Here is a 22,451-nt window from a genome sequence, read left to right as displayed (position 1 = left end):
AGGGGTGCAGGATGCAGGGGGATAAAGAACAAATATGGTCTGATGAAATGGGGCAATTTATTTTCTGGAAACCCCTAAACAACGGTTAGTAGTTCATGCAAAAACGCAGAAAAATTAGCCGTTGAGATATCGGTAATTACGAATTACGTTCGCGCAGCGTTTCCGCAGGAAATATTACGAATTACGAATTACACCGCCATCATTTCCGGTTCTGTTTTAGACAGAGTACCAAAAAAGTCATAGCGGTCTAGGGCTTCCAAGATTCCCCAAGCATAATTTCCTTCGGCAAAGTAAATTTGTGGATAGTCACGCAACTTTTCTAGTTCAGCACTGTAATTACCCACAACCACACCGAGGGTATTTCCAGATAGCATTGATTCATCATTTCCAGATGCACCGGCTACTAAGAATCGTTTAATTGGTAATCCCCACTTCAAAGCACAATAACGAATAGCATCACCTTTAGAAGCCCGGATAGGTAATAAATCAAGATACATATTATGGCTATAAATTCCTTTAACGTGGAGTCTACGCCGTCGCAGATGCCGCATGATTTCCTTAAAGCTTAAGGATTTGTTTTCATCAATAAAGTAGCTGTGTTTAAACTTACCTTGAGATTCTGGCGGTTGCAGCTCGACTCCGGGTAATTCTGCCATTGCTTGCAGTACAGCGTCAGCGTTCCAACGGTAGCTAATGTGTCTTTGCCAGTTGCTATCCGGCACTACCTGCGGGCCATAATAAATTTCACTACCAGCTGAGACAATTAGCAAGTCAGGTCTGGGAAAATGCCATTCTTCCAACATCTCCAAAGAACTGTTGAGGTTGCGCCCAGTAGCAATTCCCACTCCAGTTGAGTGACCTTCGTTACGCAGTCGCTCAATCAGTTTGTGTAAGGCTTCCTGGTCGCCTAATAAGGTATTATCGATTTCGCAAACTAAAAAACGATCTGCGGTTGGTAAGCGGTTTTGATCGGGAATATTCCAATCAGGTAAGTCAGTTGCGAAGGCTTTTGCTAGGGGACTCAGCACAGACTTAACTCTTCGTTGTGGTAACTGCTCTACCTGTTCGAGATAACGTTCTACATGGCTAGACCAAGAGAAATTGGCTCGAACTCGATCTAAGCCATTTTTAGACCAAGTTTCCCATTGTTTCCGGTCTGTAAGTGCTGTTCGCAGACCATCTTGAATTTGTTGAATATCTAGAGGGTCAATCAACATCCCATTTTCGCAAGCCTCCAGAATATCTCGCGGACCACCATCTGAGGTAGCGATAATTGGCACACCGCAGGCTGTAGCTTCAATTAAGGTGAGGCCAAATGGCTCAGTTAATGCCGGATTGATAAAAACGCCCCGGTTTTTGCCTAACAATCGATACAGGTCAGCCACCTCATCGGAACGGTGGTGTTTGGGATAGGCGACGTATCCGTAAAGGTCATAGCGGTCGATTAACTGGAAAATTTCTGTAAGTACGTGGCGTGGCCCTGATTCCATCGTGGTGATGTCATCTCGATTGCCTAAAATTAGGACTAAATTGGCTAAATGACGCAACTCTCGATCTTCACCATAAGCTTTAACCAAAGATGCGACATTTTTCCGAATTGCTGGCCGAGAAAGCGCCATAATCATGGGCTTTTCGGGATTATTGAGAAATCTTTTTAAATCCTCATAAATTGGTGGTTCCTGCCAATTTTCTGACACTGGGTAAAACTCTTTGAGTGCTACTCCAGGAGGAATTACAACCATTCTATTTGGTTGATAGTGGTCGTAAATACCATACTGCTGCGTCACCTCTTGATGGGTACTGGCGATGACTAATGCTGCACTGGCCAGGGTCGCTTCCTCTGCTTCAATTCTGGTACTAATGTGATATGTGCTTTCAATGGTTTCCTTTTTTGTCCCATGCTCTAAAAGCCGTTGTTGTTTCACTCGTCCGAGGGAGTGTCCAGTATGTACAAGTGGTACACCTAACCAACCAGCAACCCGACAACCCACATATCCAGCATCGGCGTAATGGCTATGAATGACATGGGGTAATTTTCCCACTTGGCGCAGGTGCTTGAGTAATTCATCGGCAAAATTATCTAAATGCGGCCAGAGAACTTCTTTGCGGAGATAGCGACGTGGCCCACAGTTAACACGAATAATTTGGGCTTTATCACTCAGAATTTCTATCGGTTGAGCATAATCAGAGCTAACTTTTGGATCATTAACTAAACGAGTTACCAGGTCTACGCGTTCTACTTTTGGGTTTGCTGCTAAGGCTTGAGCCAGTTCTAGAGCATATTTAATTTGTCCACCCGTGTCAGCATCTCGTCCTAATTCTAAATTTTTACCACGAATTAAACCGTGAACACTGACTAGTAGAATATACAATCCTGGGCTATTTGACATTTTGCATTCCTCAATTTTACTGTATTACAGCCCGGAACAGCTTCTCATACATATAGCTGTTAACCGCTACAGATTTAGTAAAAAAAATTATGCTGATGTTTAAATATTATAAAACAGATGTGTCAATTTATCACAATTTTGTCGCATAAATAACTGCAATGTATCAAAAGTCCGAAGTAATATCACCATCTATAGTGTCTCAAGAGTTACATTAATTTTGGTTAAATCTGTGCAGCAAGTGATGATTAATTCAGGAATAATCACTAAAAATTTATTAAGTTTGAGTAATACTTAATTCTCTTCCTCTAGGCACTAATTTTAATTGAGCTACTTTTATGTATCTCATCAAAAATTAAAATACACTAGATTTACTCATGAATATTACTTAATACTTTGAAGAGTAAAGTTGAGGTAACTTTCAGTATTTATAGTGAACAAGCCTAAACTGGATATATGTCATGATTTCATGACAAAGTTGCCTAAGTTTTAAGTAAGTGGGTGCTAAAATTTTCCGCTATATAACAAAATGTAAAATACTCAAAACCCTTGCGTTCGCGGAGCGTGACCGCTTCGGTCTTATGCTTCACTCCGCTACGCTTCGTTCGCAATGACATACCTGGAAATTTTCCCGACTACTTACTTACCTAAATAATTAATGTTCAGGACGAATACAGGGCGGTGATGGACAAAGCCCCCCTTTCCCAGAGCGATCGCAAGTATCAATATGATTGAAATTGTTGATTATTAATATAAAAAAACGCAACATACACCATATAGACATTGAGATGTCAAATCATGATGGCTACATGGGCGTTATCTCATATTTTCAGATGATTTATTGACGCTGCTGAGGCAGTATACTATAGTCTCACCTTGGCTATGGCCGTCAGTAGGCCGGTATTTTCAGTAATTTTTACACCCATTGTCCAAAAAGTCACCAAGAAACCTTAATTACAGGTTTTTTGTCGGCACTGATTCTGATATTAATAAACTAAACAACTGGTAATACTTTCCAGGTTTCCCCACGTGGCGGGACATCGCAGAAAGTAGGCAACATTTTAAATATAAACTTATGGCGCTGATAGTTCAAAAATACGGTGGTACATCTGTTGGTTCGGTAGAACGTATTCAAGCTGTTGCACAGCGTGTTTACAAGACTGTGAAGGCGGGAAACTCTGTAGTCGTAGTGGTTTCGGCGATGGGTAAAACCACCGATGGACTGGTGAAAATAGCTCAGGAAATTTCTCAAAATCCCAACCGCCGGGAAATGGATATGTTGCTTTCTACTGGTGAGCAAGTAACCATTGCTTTAGTCAGTATGGCATTGCAAGAAATCGGACAACAAGCAATTTCCATGACTGGCGCTCAAGTGGGAATTGTTACCGAGGCTGAACATACTCGCGCCCGGATTTTGCATATTGAAACTGAACGCCTTAGTTATCACTTAGCTCAAGATAAAGTGGTTGTAGTTGCTGGATTTCAAGGGATATCTAGCCTGAGAAATATGGAAATTACGACTTTGGGGCGTGGGGGTTCTGATACTTCCGCCGTGGCGATCGCAGCTGCAATTGGGGCTAATTTTTGTGAAATTTATACAGATGTCCCAGGGATATTAACTACAGATCCCCGCTTGGTGGCTGAAGCCCAGTTAATGGATGAAATTACCTGTAATGAAATGCTGGAATTAGCCAGCCTGGGGGCGAAAGTATTACATCCCCGTGCTGTGGAAATTGCCCGTAACTATGGTGTTCCCCTAGTAGTGAAATCTAGTTGGTGTGATGATCCTGGGACTTGGGTAATATCACCGAAACCCCAAGGGCGATCGCTTGTTAACTTAGAAATTGCCCGTCCTGTAGATAATGTCGAATTTGACACCGACCAAGCAAAAGTCGCATTGTTACGCGTACCGGACAAGCCAGGGGTAGCTGCGCGGTTATTTGGGGAAATATCCCGGCAAAATGTCGATGTAGATTTAATTATTCAGTCCATACATGAAGGTAATAGTAATGACATCGCCTTTACTGTCACAGCGCCAATATTAAAACGGGCTGAAGCTGTAGCAGCTGCGATCGCCCCAGCTTTGAGAAATCAATCTCACCCCAACTCAGACGAAGCTGAGGTGATGGTAGAACAGAATATTGCCAAAGTCAGCATCGCGGGTGCTGGAATGATTGGTCGTCCTGGGGTAGCGGCGAAAATGTTCGCCACCTTAGCGGAAGCACAAGTAAATATTCAAATGATTTCTACCAGTGAAGTCAAAGTTAGCTGTGTTGTAGATGCGACAGAATGCGATCGCGCCGTAGCTGCATTACGTCAAGCCTTTGAGATTGAAGCAGACAACGGGACAAAGGGACAAAAACAAATTTCCCAGTCCCCAGTAGGGGCGGGTTTACAGATATCATTCAATATCAACGAGGATATTACTAAACCCGCCCCTACCCCTCCCCCTGTGCGTGGTGTCGCCTTAGATATGAACCAAGCCCGTCTCGCAATTCGTCAAGTCCCAGATCGGCCGGGAATGGCGGCGAAATTGTTTGGACTATTAGCACAGCACAATGTCAGTGTGGACATGATTATTCAATCACAGCGCTGTCGTATTGTTGACGGTGTTCCCAGGCGAGATATTGCTTTTACAGTTTCGCGGATAGATGGGGAAAGTACACAGAAAATGTTAACCCAAGTAGCGGGAGAATTAGGATGGGGTGAAGTTGTGTTAGATAATGCGATCGCTAAGGTCAGTATTGTTGGGGCTGGGATGGTCGGACAACCCGGTATTGCAGCTAAAATGTTTGAGGCTTTAGCAAAACACCAAATCAATATTCAAATGATTGCTACCTCAGAAATCAAAATTAGCTGTGTCGTAGCACAAGAAGAAGGTGTAAAAGCTTTGCAAGTCATTCATACCGCCTTTGGGTTAGCTGGTAGCGAAAAATTTGTCATCCCAGCTTAACTGGTCATTGGTCATGGGGGAATGGCACAATTTTTCCCCCGGTTCCCCACCTCTTCAGTGATTCAGATTACAATTCTTTTAACGAAGATAGGTAATAAAATATTATAAGTGGAATCACTGAGGAATTTATGAATGGTCAAATTTTGGACGCACGTTATCAAATCCTCAAAGTTCTGAATGTAGAGGAGGTGGTACAAACCTATTTAGTTGAAGATGCTACTCTTCCGGGTAGTCAATTGGTAGTCAAGCAGCTACACCCTCCTAGTGATCATCCCCCAGATTTAACAATTCTACGAGAGTTATTTGCAGATGAGGCAAAAAAGTTACAGCAGCTAAGTCAGGAACACGACCAAATCCAAAATTTAGTGACTTATTTTGAAGATAATGCCGAATTTTATCTAGTTCAAGAATACATTATTGGTCATGATTTAATTGCAGAAATTTGTCAGGGAGAACCTCTACCAGAAGCAAAGGTAATTAGTTTTTTATCAGAAATATTAGAAATTTTGGTATTTGTACATGGTCGTGGAGTCATTCACCAGGACATTAAACCAGCAAATATCATTCGTAGAGAGTCAGATCAGAAGTTAGTTTTGGTTGACTTTGGTGGTGTTCAGGAAGTTGTCACTACGATTGTGGGTAATCTTGAATATGTACCAGTGGAACAATTGCGTGGTGAACCCCAGTATAACAGTGATATATATGCTTTAGGAATAGTTGCGATCGCCGCACTGATTGGTTTACCAGCCAATGAAATCTCTCGGTTACAAACTCATAAGAATTTGATGACTGGGGAAATTATTTGGCGCAACAAAAATATAAAAATCAGTCAGGAATTAGCAAAAATTATTGAGAAAATGGTACGCTTTGACTATCGAAAGCGCTATCAATCTGTAAGTGAAGTTTTAAACGATATACAGCAGTTGAAAAGTCATAAATATACTCAGCGCAAACAGCATCAGCAAAAAGTTTGGTTAATTCTAGCCGGTATAGCTGGTTTTATTGGAATTGTCACAGCTACATGGTTTTTTCAATCAATGAAAACTGTAGTTACTGAAATGAATTTTGAGCAATTATATCAAGAGGGAGTAAGAAAATATCAAGCCGGAGAATATCAAGCCGCAGTTGAGAATTTTACGGAAGTAATCGCACTGGATTCACAAAATGATCGTGCTTATAATAAACGAGGTGATGCTTTTTATCAGTTAGGTGATTATCAGCAAGCAAAGGCAGATAGTAGTAAAGCAATTGAATTAAATCCTCAAAATGCCAATGCTTATTATGATAGAGGATTTTCGTTATATGAATTAGGCAAATACAAAGAAGCAATTGCTGATTATACCAAAGCTATTGAATTAAATCCTGGTAATGCCTATGCTTATTATGGGCGGGGTTTAGCCTTGGTAAAGATACAGGAAAATAAAGAGGCTAATGCAGATTTTAGCACAGCTATCAGACTGCAACCTGATTATATTGATGCTTATTTAGAACGGGGTATTCTCCGCCGTCGGCTGAAAATTTACGAAACAGCAATTGAAGATTTTGATGCTATAATTAAGATTAATCCTGATGATGCTAGACCTTATTATCAAAAAGGTTTAATCGCTGCTAGTAATAATCAAAAATATGCCGCCATTAGTGAATATACAGAAGCAATTAATCGCAATCCTAATTACACAGTAGCCTATCTCCGACGAGGGGATATACAGAGTGAATTGGGTTACAAATTAGAAGCTAATGAAGATTATAATACAGTTTTAAAATTAAATCCTCAATGGGGTGCTGGTTATAATCATCGAGGTATTCACCGCTTTTCCTTCGGAGATTACAAAGGCGCAATTGAAGATCATACTAAAGCCATTGAACTCAATTCTCAGGATGCGGCGGCTTTTAATAACCGTGGGAATGCTAATTCTCAAATCTGGTATCTGCAAGCTGCTAATGAAGATTACACTCAGGCAATTGAGATTAATCCTAAGTATGGTTTAGCTTATTATAACAGGGCAGTGAATCGCGCGAAACAGAAAAACAAAAAAGGTGCGATCGCGGATTTTCGACAAGCTATAAGACTCTTCCGAGAAAGTGGAGAAAGAAATAGTCTGAAAGATGCACAAAGCGAACTTAATTTATTACTAAATAGGTGAATATAAGAACCCCACCCCCAACCCCCTCCCCGCAAGCGAGGAGGGGGCTTTAAATTTGCAAATATTTTTAACCTCACCCCGGCTTTAACTTGCGTGAAACTCTCCCCTCTCCTTAATAAGGAGAGGGGTTGGGGGTGAGGTTCTATATTTGATTAAAAGCGTAATTTTATATGAATTAGTGATTTTTGTAACTTTATGGGGAATACTAAAATTAATATTCTTTGTCAAATGAAGGCAAATTTTCACGAATGGACTGGAAAACAATACTTAAAGCCCAACAGACAGATTTTATCGCCAGACTTGAATCAGGTGATTTACTACATTGTGACAAAGAAGGAAAGCATAGTGAGTTAACTGTCATCTCCGGTGAGAGGTTAAAGCAATTACGGAAATTTTGCTGGGATATGGCTGAAAAATATAGACGAACTTCTTCAATTCCTATTCGTGATGTCTTCGTCAACAACATGAAGGGAAAGCTGGGTGAGGAAGTTGTCAAAACCCGGTTAGCTGACTTTGTAACTGAGGTTGACTATGAAAAACGCATTGGTGGAGATGGAAAAGTTGATTTCACCTTAACCTCTGATTCATCTGTTGGTATTCAGGTTAAAGCTCGTCATGGCAAATTTGATCAAATTCAATGGTTTATTAGCCAAGAAGAAATTGAAAAAAATGCCGTTCTGGTTTGTATTTTAATTCAAGAGGAAGTGAGTGAAGCACAGCCTCAATATAATCTTATTTTGGCGGGTTTTTTACCAACTGATATGATTACTGTGACTGGTGATAAACCTTCAGTAAGAATAAATGAATTGCTTTATGCTGGCGGTTTACATGGCTATTTAGATAGTTTAACAGCTTCGGAAGCTGATCAATATATCAAGTTGGCTGAGGAATGCTTTAATAAAGGAGATTATGAAAGTGCGATCGCTTATTGTAATCAAGCGTTAGAACTAAAAGCTAACAATGCTAAAGCTTATAATGCACGGGGTGCTTGTCGTTCTCACCTAGGAGATGAGCAGGGTGCAATTGATGACTATACCCAAGCTATCAACATTGCTCCCAATTATGCTACAGCTTACTGCAATCGGGGTGCTTGTCGTTCTCACCTAGGAAATAAGCAGGGTGCAATTGATGACTATACCCAAGCTATCAACATTAACCCCAATTTTACTTATGCTTACTACAACCGGGGGGTATCTTGCTCTGCATTGGGAAATAAGCAGGGTGCAATTGATGACTATACCCAAGCTATCAACATTGACCCCAATTTTGCTTATGCTTACTGCAACCGGGGGTATACTCGCTATGAATTAGGAGATAAGCAGGGTGCAATTGATGATTATACCCAAGCTATCAACATTGACCCTAACTTTGCCAATGCTTATAACAACCGGGGGTATACTCGCTCTGCATTAGGAGATAAGCAGGGTGCAATTGATGATTATACCCAAGCTATCAACATTGACCCTAATGATAATGCTTACTACGGACGGGCGATGGCTCGCTCTGCATTAGGAGATAAGCAGGGCGCAATTGATGATTATACCCAAGCGGGTACTTGAAGAGAATCTCTGATGAGCGTAATAAGTAGTCGTGCAAAATAAATTTCATATTTAGGAGAGGGAACTCTTAACTCTTAACAGGTAAGGAGTACAGAGATTTTTGTTTTCAATAGCTATGTGCAATTAATTTTGCTGGGGTACTTATTAGCATTACTTTTTAAACAGCTTATTCTAAATCAGGTTCTACACCCAAAGCCCGCAATTGTTCTATCAACCGTTCTTTTTGCCGCCTTTCCTCTTCTGTACGTTCCCTTTCCGCTTCCGTCGGAGTCAAAACCCAATTACCTGTACTATCATACCAACGCAACCAAGGCTGCTGAATATTATTATAACTTCCTTCCCAAACACCCAAACCTAACTCTATTTCTGGAATCCAAAAACGGGAATCAGATAAAATAACTTCCGCATAACGACCGCCATCTAATTTAAACATTTTAAATTCATATTTATAACGGTCAAAAATAGCATAATAAGGAATCCTTAAAATCTTTTCATAAACTTCCCATTTTGTCGGCGGTTTTGCCACATCTCGCAAACCCTCACCTAACTCTTCCTTCTCAGTTCCAGGTGAGAGTAATTCTACAATAATAAACGGACTGATTCCCTCTTGCCAAACCACATAACTCAGCCGTAAATCACCATTTTTATAAAGCGGCGAAACATCCACAGCCACAAACCAATCTGGTCTTTTATACCATGTCGGATGATGGGGGTGATAATAAAGATTCATATCACTAGCCGTAAATATCTTGTCGCTAGGATAACTAGGCGAGTTAAAACTTTCGTCTAACAAACGCGTTTGTAATAAATGAAAATGATCAGGCAAACCAGGTCCCTCTGGATCTTCACTCACGAGATCATACATTGTGGGTAAAACTTCTTCGGGAGAAAGGGGCGGATCAGTTTGATACATTAGAAAACAGTCCTGTCGAAGTCCTCTCTCTATTATGACTTTCTCCGCGTCCTTGGCGGCTTGGCGGTTCGATAAAATTCTTCTACACTGTTGCGAAACCCTAATTAATTGATACACTTGTTCTTCATTAGCCATCAGCCCAGTTAAACAGCGCCTATGGTACACGTTAAGCGCGTGGAACTTACCAACTTCAAATCCTTCGGTGGTACTACCTCAGTCCCTCTCCTACCGGGGTTTACTGTCATTTCTGGGCCGAATGGTTCCGGTAAGTCTAATATTCTCGATGCTTTGCTGTTTTGTTTGGGACTTTCTAGTTCTAAGGGTATGCGGGCGGATAGATTACCGGATTTGGTTAATAATAATCAAACTTCTAGGGGACGGGCTTCGATTGAGGCTAGCGTGACGGTGACTTTTGATTTGTCGGGGGAGGATGTGTCACGCAGAGGCGTAGAGGCGCAAAGAGAAGAGGAGGAGGATGTGTCACGCAGAGGCGCAGAGGCGCAGAGTGAGGAGGGGGAGGAAATTCCCCACTCCCCACTCCCCCGGTTACTGAGCGAAGTCGAAGTAACTCCCCACTCCCCTCTTGAATGGAGTGTAACTCGGCGGTTGCGGGTGACTCATCACGGGAGTTATACGTCGAATTATTATATGAATGGTGTGGCTTGTACTCTGACGGAGTTACATGAGGAGTTGAATAATCTCCGCATTTATCCAGAGGGGTATAATGTTGTGCTGCAAGGGGATGTTACTAGCATTATCTCGATGAATGCTAAGGAACGTCGGGAAATTATTGATGAGTTGGCTGGGGTTTCGGCTTACGATCGCAAGATTATTCAAGCTAAGAAAACTCTGGATGAGGTGAAGGATAAGGAAGATAGTTGTCGGATTATTGAGACGGAATTAACTACTCAGCGCGATCGCCTGTCTCAGGATCGGGCGAAGGCGGAAAAGTATCAAAAACTACGCACGGAATTTTTAGCTAAACAGTCTTGGGAGGCGGTTCTTTCTTGGCGATCGCTTCAAGCACAACAAGAAAAGTTAATTGGCGAAATTCAAGCAGGCGATCGCACTTCTACTGAACTCAATTCTCAACTCACAGCCCTCAATTCCCAAATCTCTCAGAAATCCACTGAATTGGAAGAACTCAATGCCCGTGTCAAGGCTTTGGGTGAAGAGGAACTTTTGGCGGTACAATCAACTCTGGCGACTCAAGAGGCGGAACGCAAACAACTCCAACGCCGACAAACTGAGTTAACTACGGCTATTCAGGAAACTGTGAAGCGTCTGGCGCAAACTCAGCAGGAAGTTAAACAATATCAGCATTCTTTAACGGAATTTGCCCAAACTCAGGTTGTCGAACAGCAATCTATTCTCTCCTGTCAGCAACAACGGGATCAAGCCCAAGAGGTTTTAGATGCTTCTCGCGCCGCAGCAGCAGAAATCGCCACCGCTTCGGAAGCTTGGGTACAACAACAAACGGCTTTCAATCGTCAAATTGAAGCTTTACTGCAAACTCTGGAACCCCAGCGCACTGAACAAGCCCAACTCAGGGAACGCCATCATCAGTTACAGCAGTTAATTACCGAACAAACTCAGTTAATTGCAACTTTAGAACCAGAATTAGCCGCAAAGCAAACTGAATGTAATCGGGTGGAAACGGAGTTTAACGCTTCTAGTGAACCCATCCAAAATTTAGCCGAAAATCTCTCAGCGACAGAACAAGAATTACAAATCCAACAGGAAACCCAAAAGCGACTTCTCCAAGAACAACGGGAAAAACAACGCCAGTTGGATAAAATCGAAGCCCAAGCCCAAGCCCAACAGGAAGTACAAGGAACCCAAGCAAGTAAAGTTATATTACAATCGGGATTGCCGGGGCTTTGCGGTTTAGTTGTCCAGTTAGGTAAGGTGGATTCTCGCTATCAGTTAGCTTTGGAAATCGCGGCTGGTGGGCGTTTGGGGCATATTGTCGTGGAAGATGACAGTGTAGCCGCAGCCGGCATTGAATTACTGAAACAGAAACGCGCTGGTAGGGCGACTTTTTTACCTTTAACTAAGATTCGAGCTAGTAAATTTACTCAAGATGCTACCTTGCGTTATGCGAATGGTTTTGTTGACTATGCGGTGAATTTAGTGGAGTGCGATCGCCGTTATCAAGATGTTTTTAGCTATGTGTTCGGTAACACCGTAGTATTTACAAATATCCAACAGGCGCGTCCAAATATCGGACTGTATCGCATTGTCACCTTAGATGGGGAATTGTTAGAAACAAGCGGCGCGATGACTGGGGGTAGTAGCAATCAGCGTTCATCGTTGCGATTTGGTCAGGGAGAATCGGCGGAATCTGAAGAGGCGATCGCTTTAAAGAGTCGCTTGGCAGATATTGAGCGGATTATTGAACGTTGTACCGAGGCGATCGCTTCTTTATCCGCCAGAACCAAAGAACATACCCAAGCCCTCACAGAAGCCAGACAGGCGCGGCGAGAACAGCAGTTACAGTTGTCACAACTGCAAAAGGATATTCAGGGTTTAACAGCGCAATTGTCAGGGACGCGATCGCAACTTACCCAAAACAACGAAAAAATCACAGTCGCCCAATCCCGGTTATCAGTTTTGGATCGGGAATTACCAGGACAAGAAAGTGAATTGCAACAATTGCGACAGGCTTTATCCGAGTTAGAAGACTCTCAAACCCCTAGTGAATGGCAAGAAATCCAAGTCACCATTAAAAGCCAAGAGCAACAATTGCAACAACGAGAGGGGCAATTAAGGGATGCCCAGCAAAGATTAAAAAATTTAGAAATTCAGCAACTGCGATCGCAAGAGAAAATCCAAGAAGCTGAAGCTAAGATTAACCAATATCATGAACAGCAAACCAGCCAACAAAATCAACTCAACACCCTCCAAAATCAACATTCTGAACTCAACACTCAAATCAGCGAAATCCAGGCAAATCTGAGTCAAATGGAGCAGAATCTTGGGGCAGAAAAGCAAAAACGCGACGCAACAGAACAGGAAGTGCGATCGCAACTTCTCAAACAACAACAACTGCAATGGGAAATCCAAAAACTCCAAGAAACCCAAACAAAGCGGCGAGAAGATTTGACAGCCTTGCAAAACCAACTGCGAGAAACTGGCGCAGAATTACCCAATCCTCTGCCAGAAGTACCCGATAAAGTCGATTTAGAGGAATTGCAAAAAGAACTGCGAAGCCTAGCCAAACGCTTACAGGCTATGGAACCCGTGAATATGTTAGCTTTGGAAGAATACGAACGCACCAACAACCGTCTTCAGGAACTAACGGAAAAATTGCAAACCCTAGAAGGGGAACGCACCGAATTACTTTTACGCATTGAAAACTTTACCACCTTGCGTCAAAGAGCATTTCAAGAAGCTTTCGATGCAGTTAACGAAAACTTTCAAGCTATTTTTGCCATTCTTTCCGACGGTGACGGCTATTTACAATTAGAAAATCCTGAAGATATCTTTAACAGTGGACTAAATTTAGTCGCCCACCCCAAAGGTAAACCAGTCCAGCGTTTAGCTTCCATGTCCGGCGGTGAAAAATCACTCACAGCCTTGAGTTTTATCTTCGCCCTCCAACGTTACCGTCCCTCGCCATTTTATGCCTTTGACGAAGTAGATATGTTTTTAGATGGGGCAAACGTCGAACGATTAGCTAGAATGATTAAACAAGAAGCCCAACAAGCACAATTTATAGTTGTGAGTTTGCGTCGTCCGATGATAGAATCAGCCGAGCGCACCATTGGCGTTACTCAAGCCAGAGGAGCTTATACTCAAGTTTTGGGTATTAAATTAAAATCATCCCATACATCTGCTTGAGTTTTTGTTAATAATAGTGTATAGATAAACCGGATTCGAGATCAGGACTCGGTATAGAATGACCTCTGAACAGATAATTAGGCGTTCCGACATATTAAACACCCAGGTGATTACGCGCGACAACGGCAAACGGCTCGGTGTCGTCAATCAGCTTTGGGTTGATATCGATCAAAGAGAGGTTGTGGCAATTGGTCTGCGAGACAGCCTGATCTCTATTTCGAGTTTGCCACGCTATATGTACCTCAGCACCGTCAACCAAATTGGCGATGTTATTTTAGTTGACAACGAAGATGCCATAGAAGACATCGAAGTTGAAACCTTAAGTAACCTGATTAACTGGGAAGTTATTACAGAAACAGGCGAAGTATTAGGCAGAGTGCGGGGTTTCAAGTTCAATGGCGAAACTGGTAAAATTCTCTCCATAGTCATTGCTTCTTTAGGATTACCCCAAATTCCCGACCAATTTCTCAGCACCTACGAATTTTCGGTAGATGAAGTCGTCAGCACAGGCCCTAGCCGCTTGATTGTCTTTGAAGGAGCCGAAGAACGAGTTAATCAGTTAACAGTGGGTGTACTAGAGCGCTTAGGCATAGGTAAAGCACCGTGGGAGCGAGAAGCCGAAGAAGAATACGGCTATACTCCGCGCACAGTGTCACCAGCGAATCAGCTACCCAGTGGAGTCCCATTACAACCACCCAGAACCAGAGTTCGCGCGCCTGAACCTGTAGTTGAGGAAGAATGGACAGAAGACTATGTGGAAGAAGAAATTCCCCAGCGTCAAGTCATGCGGGCGCGACAGTACGAACCCATTCAATACGAAGACGACGAGGAAGATAACTGGAGTGAAGCCAGTGGTAAGGATAGATATCAAGAACCACCAGCCAGATATGAACCCCAACCACCGACTTATAGCAAACCTTACGCCGACGACTACGACGACTACGACGATGTAGAAGGCGACGCTTGGGAAGATGCACCAAAACCAGTGAATATTCCCAAAAAAGTCAAAGAAAGACAGCCAGAATACGAAGAAGAAGGCGGATATTAGGATAATTCGTAATTCGTAATATTTCCTTCGGAAACGCTACGCGAACGTAGTTCGTAATTAAACCCTCTTCCTATAATTCATGTGGAAGGGGGTTTGAAATTAAAGGCGTTTTAGTCTCACGCATTAGCGAAGCGTTCGCGTAGCGTGCTGTAAGCTCTAGTACGAAGTACGTTAGGCGCAAAGGCGCAAAGAATTAAGATTTAAAGAAATGTAATTCTGGTGCATAACACAATTTCGATTATTATCCCCACCTTCAACGAAGCGGCAAATATTGAGAATGCGATCGCCTCTACTCAACCCAGTACAAATGTAGAATTAATTGTGGTAGATGGTGGCTCACAAGATGACACTGTAAACATCGCCAAATCATTAGGTGTCAAAGTTATCTCATCTCCCCCTGGTCGGGCGGTGCAAATGAACGCCGGTGCTATGGCTGCAACTGGCGACATTCTGCTGTTTCTTCATGCCGATACTCTCCTACCTGCTGGCTTTGATAACATGGTTCGCAGCGCTCTACAACAGCCTAAAACAGTAGCTGGTGCGTTCACCTTGCAAATTGATGCCGACTATTGGGCTTTGCGATGGGTAGAAAAAGGAGTAAACTGGCGATCGCACTTTTATCAAATGCCCTACGGTGATCAAGCAATATTTTTAACAACAGAAATATTCCAAAAAATTGGCAAGTTTCCAGATTTGCCCATCATGGAAGACTTTGAACTCATCAGGCGTTTAAAACGTACTGGTAAAATTGCTATTATTCCAGTACCCGTTATCACCTCAGCCCGGAGATGGCTAAAAAAAGGAGTATTTTATACTACCCTGCTAAATCAAATCATAATTACTGCCTATTTCCTGGGAATTTCCCCAGAACGCATTCGCAGCTGGTATCGTCAGGAAAAGCTGGAGAAATTTTAAACTGTTTTTCAAATCAGCCTCGTATATTAAAAGCAGGTAGCTATGAAAAACGCAGGTAAATTGCATGGTTCAAAAACCCAAACCCCGAACAAATCGTACACTCAAATTATTAATAATTAGTTTTCTGATTATTACCCTAATTTTCCTATCCCAATACATCAACATTCCAGTAGTTTTAAATAATTCCATTCTATGGGTGCAAAGTCTGGGTGTATTCGGACCCATTGCTTACATTTTTATTTATAATTTAGCCACAATACTATTTATTCCCGGTTCTCTCTTAACCCTCAAAGGAGGTTGCTTGTTTGGCTTGTTTTGGGGTTCTGTATATGTGTTAACTGCCGCAATTATCGGAGCAATTTTAGCTTTTATCATCGGACGTTATTTATCCCGTGATTGGGTTTCTCGACAAATTAATAAACATCCTAAATTTCAAGCCATAGATTTAGCAGTAGCTACAGAGGGATGGAAAATAGTCTTACTGACGCGGTTATGTCCCATCTTTCCATTTAATTTATTAAATTATGCTTTTGGAGTCACACAAGTTTCGCTCAAAGACTATATATTAGGTTCCTTTGGCATTATTCCCGGTACAGTTATGTACGTTTATATGGGTTCCTTAGCAGGTGATTTAGCCATGCTGAACGCAGCTAATCAGCCAACTAATCCCGAAGTGCAAATCTGGCAATGGGTAATGCAAATAGTTGGGTTAATTGCTACTATTACTATAACTATATATGTGACAAAAATTGCTCAAAAAGCTCTCAGAGAAAGTATGGTAACAGAAAAAATTACCAAAGATGAGACTAATAATTAATCATAAATATCTCTCAGTCCCACATCACGCAAGGCTAAGGCCGTTACACTGAATGTTTGAGTAATCCAAGTAGCAATAGCTGGTGATAAATGTGCATCAACCCAGATAATCATGCAACTAAAACCGGATGATTGAGTTTTCGTGAAGCATATAAAAGTGCTGCTTTGAGATCATCAGGCTCAAGATCCGGTAAATCCTCTATAATTTCTTCAACAGTTAAACCAGATGCAAACAAATCTAATACATCTGTTACCCTAATTCTCATATACAGTTTAACTTTCTTATTCCCACATTCCCTTAAACTAAAAGCAGCAAACTTGTTCAAACAGGCAGAGGAAAGTAGATTTTGACTGAAACGAATAATTTAAACTTTACCACCCAAAATGTCACGCGTAGCGAATTGCGGGACTTAGTGCGAAATCAGCTACAAATTCTCCTAGAATCGGGGAACTTGCAGGAAGCAAAATCTATTCTCCGGCCTGTGCAACCTGCGGACATTGCTGAGGCTATTGAAGGCTTACCAGAAGCAATGCACGCTTTGGTTTTTCGCTTGCTTCCTAAAACTGAGGCTATCGAGGTTTATGAATATCTCGACTACAGTGTTCAAGAACATTTAATTGAAGAACTTAAAAGTCAAGATGTCCGTGACATTGTAGATAAAATGTCTCCAGATGACCGCGCTAGGTTATTTGATGAGTTACCAGCCAAAGTTGTTAATCGTTTGTTAGAACAACTGAGTCCCACAGAACGCCAAGCTACAGCTCAACTTTTGGGTTATGAAGCGGATACGGCTGGGCGCATCATGACCCCAGAGTTAATTTATCTCAAAGAAAATTTTACAGTAACTCAAGCCATAGAGCGAATTCGTAGCCTCGCTAATGTCAGTGAGATAATTTACTATCTTTACGTCACTGATACCGCTAGGTGTTTGACAGGAATTGTCTCTTTACGCGAGTTGGTGGTGTCTCAGCCTGAACAAACAATGGGCGAAATTATGACCCGTGAAGTGGTGTTTGTCCACACAGATACAGACCAAGAAGAAGTCGCTCGATTAATTCAAAGATATGATTTTTTAGCTGTTCCTGTGGTGGATAAAGAACAGCGTTTAGTAGGTATTGTTACTGTTGATGATGTGATTGATATTCTGCAACGGGAGACCACCGAGGATATATACGCTTTGGGTGGTGGTGTGCAGTCTGATGGTGATAACTATTTTCAGATGAGTTTACTGCAAGTTGCCCGCAAGCGGGTGGTGTGGTTGTTTGTCTTACTGATTACTAATACAGTAACTGGGACAATTATTAAATCTCAAGAAGATATCTTACAACAAGTGGTAATCCTGACGGCGTTTATACCTTTACTTACAGGTACTGGTGGTAATGTGGGCGCTCAGTCTTCTACAGTGGTAATTCGGGGGATGAGTACCGATGAAATCAGATCCTTGAAGATATGGCAGATAATTGGTAGAGAGGCGATCGCTGGCGCGTTTTTGGGACTAATGTTAGGTACAATCGCCACAATCTGGGCTTATTTCCTCCAAGGTCGCCCAGAGGTAGCATTCATTGTCGGTATCAGTCTGGTAGCTATTTCGATTATTGCTTCTGTTGCAGGTTCAGCACTGCCATTTTTATTCCGCGCCTTCCGCTTAGACCCAGCCTTGATGTCAGCACCGTTTATTACTACAGCCGTTGATGTTCTGGGTGTTTTAATTTACTTTAATTTGGCACGAGTGATTTTAAGGCTATAAATTGTGAACGCCCCCAGAGGGAAAGTCAAAAATGACAAATCTGCAATCCCGACGCTAAATTTTTTACAATTCGGAAGCTGTCTCTGGTGCAACAATTTCTCCAGTCCCTAGTTCTAAGATCATATCCTGATCAGTAATTAATTCATTCAGTTCCTTAACTTGTAAGTTCATCTTCTCACAAGAATTTCTGAGTTCACGGGCAAAACTGTTGATATCATCGCCATAGCCACATTGATAAGCAGCAATTTCTATTCCCTGCTTGGCATTTGCTCTAGCACAATCTACTAATTCTGTGCCAATCAATGGTTTAGGGGCTGTCATAAGTCGTAGTGGTTATTTGTTATTTCTCGTTAGCTAGACTAGCATTTATTTACTATTAATGCATCCATCTAATGGAATACTAATCTAAATTAGACATCTGGTCAAAAAGAATGTAGAGACGTTACAGGAAAAGTCTCTACAAGGGTTTGTAACTCTATTGGTAATTGTGAAAATTGCAGATCCTGGCATTTTCAAGATCCTAGAATTTTTATATTAGCCATTGACTATTGATCCACCATTGGGATGTAATACTTGACCAGTCATATAAGAGGCATCATCGGAAGCTAAAAATACATAACTGGGTGCAACTTCTTCTGGTTGTCCGGCTCGTTGCATTGGAACTTGTTTGCCGAAGGTTGCAACTTGATCGGCGGGAAAGGTGGAAGGAATTAATGGTGTCCAAATCGGTCCAGGTGCGACAGCATTAACCCGAATCTCTCTGTCAACTAAATTTTGGGATAAGGAACGAGTAAAGGCGACTATTGCACCTTTTGTAGAGGAGTAATCAAGTAATTTGGCATTGCCTTTATAAGCTGTAACTGATGTACTATTAATGATGGCACTACCTGCTTTTAAGTGTTTCATCGCTGCTTTAGTCAGGTAAAACATCGAGAAAATATTAGTGCTGAAAGTACGCTCTAGTTGCTCTTTACTAATGTCCTCAATGTTTTCTTGCGGATGTTGTTCAGCAGCGTTATTGATCAGAATATCTAGTTTACCAAATTCATCCACAGTTTGCTCAACAGCTTGCTGACAAAAGGTTTCATCGGTAATATCGCCTGCGATCGCTACCACACGCCGCCCAAGATTTTCTACCAAATGTTTGGTTTCTTTGGCATCGTCATGTTCCTTTAAGTAAACGATCGCCACATCTGCACCTTCTTTGGCAAAGGCGATCGCTACAGCCCGACCAATTCCACTATCTCCCCCTGTAATTAATGCTACTTTATCATGTAATTTGCCACTACCTTGATACTGGGGGTCATCAGCTTTAGGCTTGGGCTGCATTTCTGATTCTTTACCGGGTGGTTTTTGTTCCTGTGGTGGTTGTAAAATTTCTTCTGGCATCGGATAATTTTCCTGTAAATTAATGAATGAAAAAACGATTAACAAAATTCTAAAAGTAAACCCTGGATCGATGATTCAATCCAAGGTTTTATTTATGCTTTAACTCCCAACTTACAATTTGTAAGTTCAGGGATTTTTACCCCGGATGTAAGCCAAACGCACTAATTGAGGGCAATTGTACGCGACCGACATTTTTAACCTCACACCTGACACACGCTCTTAATCTGACCACTGAAAACAAGTACACAACTCTCTTGGAATGTCAGGATTGCTCCTGTTCATCTGCTTTTAAGTTAACTACGAAATTGGGTAAATTTATCATTCTTAAGATGGAAAGACAAATTAGTTTTTCTCAACCTTAAGACGTAAAATCAGGTATTATTAAGCAATGATTTAAATGTTAATTTCACTGAATTATGGCAAATCAAACATTGGGAATAGAACCAAAACTATATAACTACTTACTCTCTGTATCTTTACGGGAACCAGAAATTCTGTCTCAACTGCGGGAAGAAACAGCACAGCATCCAATGGCGATGATGCAGATTGCACCGGAACAGGGGCAGTTTATGGCTCTACTGGTGCAATTAATGGGAGCCAAAAAAACTTTAGAAGTAGGGGTATTTACGGGTTATAGTTCCTTGGTGGTGTCTTTGGCATTACCTCCAGAAGGTCGGGTAGTTGCCTGTGATGTGAGTGACGAATTTACTGTGATCGCACGTCGTTATTGGCAAAAAGCCGGAGTAGCAGATAAAATTGACTTACATATAGCCCCAGCAATGGAGACATTAGATCAGTTACTAGCAGCCGGTGAAGCAGAAACCTTTGATTTCGCCTTCATTGATGCTGACAAAAGCAATTATGATGGTTATTATGAGCGATCGCTGCAATTAGTCCGTCCGGGGGGATTAATCTTGATTGATAATGTTCTTTGGTCAGGTAAAGTTGCAGATAGCGCAGTTCAAGACAATCGCACCACAAAGATTCGCGCCCTGAATGAGAAATTGCATCAAGACAAGCGAATTAACCTGAGTTTAGTTCCTATCGCTGATGGCTTAACCCTAGCGCACAAGAAATAATTACCGTATAGGCAATTTATAATAATTGAAAATTCCGGCAAAATCGCACAACATACAAATCATGAAATCCAAGTATGCCATCAATCTCCACAAAGGACTAACATTCTTTTTTATCCTGGGACTGATGTTTGTTTACCAAAACTACACTCTTGGGGCTTGGGTATATTTAGCACTTCACGGTACTTATGGCTTTCTGTGGCTACTAAAAGACCGCATCTTCCCAGACCCACAATGGGAGCAATCCGTTTCTATTCCACAGGGCATTTTTGTTTTTGTGATTGTGAACCTATACTGGATAGCACCTTTTATTCTGATTAGTAGTGGCACAGTCCCACCATTACCATTAGTAGCACTAGCCATTTCTATGAATATCTTTGGTGTTTTTCTACATTTTGCCAGCGATGCCCAGAAGTACTATACTCTTAAATATCAAAAAGGGCTAATAACAGAAGGATTTTTTGCCCGTTGTCGCAACACCAATTATCTGGGAGAAATATTAATTTATAGTGCCTTCGCAATGTTGACTCAACACTGGCTCCCATTCTTGATTCTCGGAAGTTTTATCAGCATGGTATTTATTCCCAATATGCTCAAAAAAGACACATCTTTATCTCGCTATCCTGATTTTGAAGACTACAAAAAACGTTCTGGGATGTTGTTCCCAAATCTGTCTTTCATGTCAGTTTCTCAGCCAGAAGGAAAGACCATTGTTTAGATGATTACTTCATAGAACTACGAATTACGAACTACGAATTACGAACTACGAACTACGAATTAATTGATATTGTTTCCACTTCTCTTGCTGACGCACTCTTTTTTCTTCAGTCAGGTTATCAAAACAGTGAGGACAAGAAATACCTTCTTCATATTTAGGAGAAGTCTTATCTGTCGCCGATATGGGATGTCCACAACAAAAGCACAACTCATGACTACCTGACTCTAGCCCATGACGAACTGCTACCCGTTCATCAAAGACAAAACATTCACCTTCCCACAAACTCTCTTCTGTTGGCACTGATTCCAAATACTTCAGAATCCCGCCTTTAAGGTGATAAACCTCTGCAAAGCCTTGAGACAACATAAAAGATGAGGCTTTTTCACAGCGAATCCCGCCAGTACAAAACAACGCGACTTTTTTGTGTTGATTAGGATTGAGGTTATTACTCACATATTCTGGAAACTCTCGGAATGATTTAGTTTGAGGATTTTGTGCCTTTTTGAAAGTCCCAATATTCACCTCATAATCATTACGGGTGTCAATCACAATAACTTCAGGATCAGAAATCAAATCATTCCATTGTTCGGGACTGACATAAGTACCCACCTGCTGATTTGGGTCAACTTCCGGCAAACCCATAGTCACAATTTCTGGTTTTAGCCGCACCTTCATTCGTTCAAAGGGCTGTGTTTCAGTGTATGACTCTTTATGTTCTAGGTCTGCTAAACGGGGGTCAGAACGCAAAAACGTTAAAACAGAGTCAACCCCTTGACGTGAACCAGCAATCGTGCCGTTAATACCTTCTGCTGCTAATAAAATTGTCCCCTTAACACCTGCTGATTGGCAATACGAAAGCAGCGTTTCTTGTTTTTCCGCAAAATCGGGCAGTTTAACAAATTTATACAGCGCTGCCACCACCTGAATATTTTCTTGCTTCAT

General features: G+C 41.7%; 16 protein-coding genes. 10 read left to right on the top strand and 6 right to left on the bottom strand.

Annotated elements, in window-relative coordinates; genetic code table 11:
* Positions 1 to 188 precede the first annotated feature (188 nt).
* Complete coding sequence (locus ACM0OW_RS08540) at positions 189 to 2,390, bottom strand: HAD-IIB family hydrolase (RefSeq protein WP_414549608.1); 2,202 nt, start codon at positions 2,388 to 2,390, stop codon at positions 189 to 191.
* Between the two features lie 1,072 nt (positions 2,391 to 3,462).
* Here ACM0OW_RS08540 and ACM0OW_RS08535 point away from each other — a divergent pair.
* From ACM0OW_RS08535 to ACM0OW_RS08525, 3 genes are all read left to right on the top strand, one after another.
* Entirely contained in the window at positions 3,463 to 5,340 is a 1,878-nt protein-coding gene (locus tag ACM0OW_RS08535) for an aspartate kinase (protein ID WP_414549607.1), read from the top strand.
* A 128-nt stretch (positions 5,341 to 5,468) separates the two neighbouring features.
* Entirely contained in the window at positions 5,469 to 7,484 is a 2,016-nt protein-coding gene (locus ACM0OW_RS08530) for a tetratricopeptide repeat protein (RefSeq protein ID WP_414549606.1), read from the top strand.
* A 248-nt stretch (positions 7,485 to 7,732) separates the two neighbouring features.
* The gene (locus ACM0OW_RS08525) at positions 7,733 to 9,043 is read left to right on the top strand and encodes a tetratricopeptide repeat protein (protein ID WP_414549605.1); all 1,311 of its coding nucleotides are present in this window, start codon (positions 7,733 to 7,735) and stop codon (positions 9,041 to 9,043) included.
* A gap of 166 nt (positions 9,044 to 9,209) precedes the next feature.
* Here the strand turns inward: ACM0OW_RS08525 and ACM0OW_RS08520 are convergent, their stop codons facing one another.
* Positions 9,210 to 9,956, bottom strand: coding sequence for a Uma2 family endonuclease (locus ACM0OW_RS08520; protein ID WP_414549604.1), 747 nt, complete (start codon positions 9,954 to 9,956; stop codon positions 9,210 to 9,212).
* Positions 9,957 to 10,112: 156 nt separating this feature from the next.
* Here ACM0OW_RS08520 and smc point away from each other — a divergent pair, with 156 nt between their 5' ends.
* The 4 genes from smc (at position 10,113) to ACM0OW_RS08500 (ending at position 16,579) form a co-directional block, all read left to right on the top strand.
* Complete coding sequence (gene smc, locus ACM0OW_RS08515; protein ID WP_414549603.1) at positions 10,113 to 13,799, top strand: chromosome segregation protein SMC; 3,687 nt, start codon at positions 10,113 to 10,115, stop codon at positions 13,797 to 13,799.
* 58 nt (positions 13,800 to 13,857) lie between these two features.
* Positions 13,858 to 14,847: a PRC-barrel domain-containing protein gene (locus ACM0OW_RS08510; protein WP_414549602.1), complete on the top strand. Its 990-nt coding sequence runs from the start codon at positions 13,858 to 13,860 to the stop codon at positions 14,845 to 14,847.
* Between the two features lie 213 nt (positions 14,848 to 15,060).
* Positions 15,061 to 15,762: a TIGR04283 family arsenosugar biosynthesis glycosyltransferase gene (locus ACM0OW_RS08505; RefSeq protein WP_414549756.1), complete on the top strand. Its 702-nt coding sequence runs from the start codon at positions 15,061 to 15,063 to the stop codon at positions 15,760 to 15,762.
* 64 nt (positions 15,763 to 15,826) lie between these two features.
* Complete coding sequence (locus ACM0OW_RS08500; protein ID WP_414549601.1) at positions 15,827 to 16,579, top strand: TVP38/TMEM64 family protein; 753 nt, start codon at positions 15,827 to 15,829, stop codon at positions 16,577 to 16,579.
* Positions 16,580 to 16,688: 109 nt separating this feature from the next.
* Here ACM0OW_RS08500 and ACM0OW_RS08495 read toward each other — a convergent pair whose 3' ends face one another.
* Positions 16,689 to 16,904 carry a DUF433 domain-containing protein gene (locus tag ACM0OW_RS08495; protein WP_414549600.1) on the bottom strand — a complete coding sequence of 72 codons (216 nt, stop codon included), beginning with the start codon at positions 16,902 to 16,904 and terminating at the stop codon, positions 16,689 to 16,691.
* A gap of 21 nt (positions 16,905 to 16,925) precedes the next feature.
* Here ACM0OW_RS08495 and mgtE point away from each other — a divergent pair, with 21 nt between their 5' ends.
* Positions 16,926 to 18,326 carry a magnesium transporter gene (gene mgtE / locus ACM0OW_RS08490; protein WP_414549599.1) on the top strand — a complete coding sequence of 467 codons (1,401 nt, stop codon included), beginning with the start codon at positions 16,926 to 16,928 and terminating at the stop codon, positions 18,324 to 18,326.
* A 63-nt stretch (positions 18,327 to 18,389) separates the two neighbouring features.
* Here the strand turns inward: mgtE and ACM0OW_RS08485 are convergent, their stop codons facing one another.
* Both ACM0OW_RS08485 and ACM0OW_RS08480 read right to left on the bottom strand, forming a co-directional pair.
* Complete coding sequence (locus ACM0OW_RS08485; RefSeq protein WP_414549598.1) at positions 18,390 to 18,647, bottom strand: hypothetical protein; 258 nt, start codon at positions 18,645 to 18,647, stop codon at positions 18,390 to 18,392.
* 213 nt (positions 18,648 to 18,860) lie between these two features.
* Positions 18,861 to 19,715: an SDR family oxidoreductase gene (locus tag ACM0OW_RS08480; protein ID WP_414549597.1), complete on the bottom strand. Its 855-nt coding sequence runs from the start codon at positions 19,713 to 19,715 to the stop codon at positions 18,861 to 18,863.
* 416 nt (positions 19,716 to 20,131) lie between these two features.
* Here ACM0OW_RS08480 and ACM0OW_RS08475 point away from each other — a divergent pair, with 416 nt between their 5' ends.
* Together ACM0OW_RS08475 and ACM0OW_RS08470 are read left to right on the top strand one after the other, a co-directional pair.
* Positions 20,132 to 20,794: a class I SAM-dependent methyltransferase gene (locus tag ACM0OW_RS08475; RefSeq protein WP_414549596.1), complete on the top strand. Its 663-nt coding sequence runs from the start codon at positions 20,132 to 20,134 to the stop codon at positions 20,792 to 20,794.
* A gap of 61 nt (positions 20,795 to 20,855) precedes the next feature.
* Positions 20,856 to 21,509, top strand: coding sequence for a DUF1295 domain-containing protein (locus ACM0OW_RS08470; RefSeq protein WP_414549595.1), 654 nt, complete (start codon positions 20,856 to 20,858; stop codon positions 21,507 to 21,509).
* 45 nt (positions 21,510 to 21,554) lie between these two features.
* On the opposite strand, the gene ACM0OW_RS08465 is transcribed toward ACM0OW_RS08470, so the two are convergent.
* Complete coding sequence (locus ACM0OW_RS08465; protein ID WP_414549594.1) at positions 21,555 to 22,451, bottom strand: rhodanese-related sulfurtransferase; 897 nt, start codon at positions 22,449 to 22,451, stop codon at positions 21,555 to 21,557.

Source organism: Anabaena sp. CCY 0017 (genome assembly GCF_963920885.1).
Lineage (GTDB): Bacteria > Cyanobacteriota > Cyanobacteriia > Cyanobacteriales > Nostocaceae > Nodularia.
The sequence above is the reverse complement of the archived record's forward strand: the minus strand, read 5'-3'. Positions and strand labels throughout refer to the sequence as shown.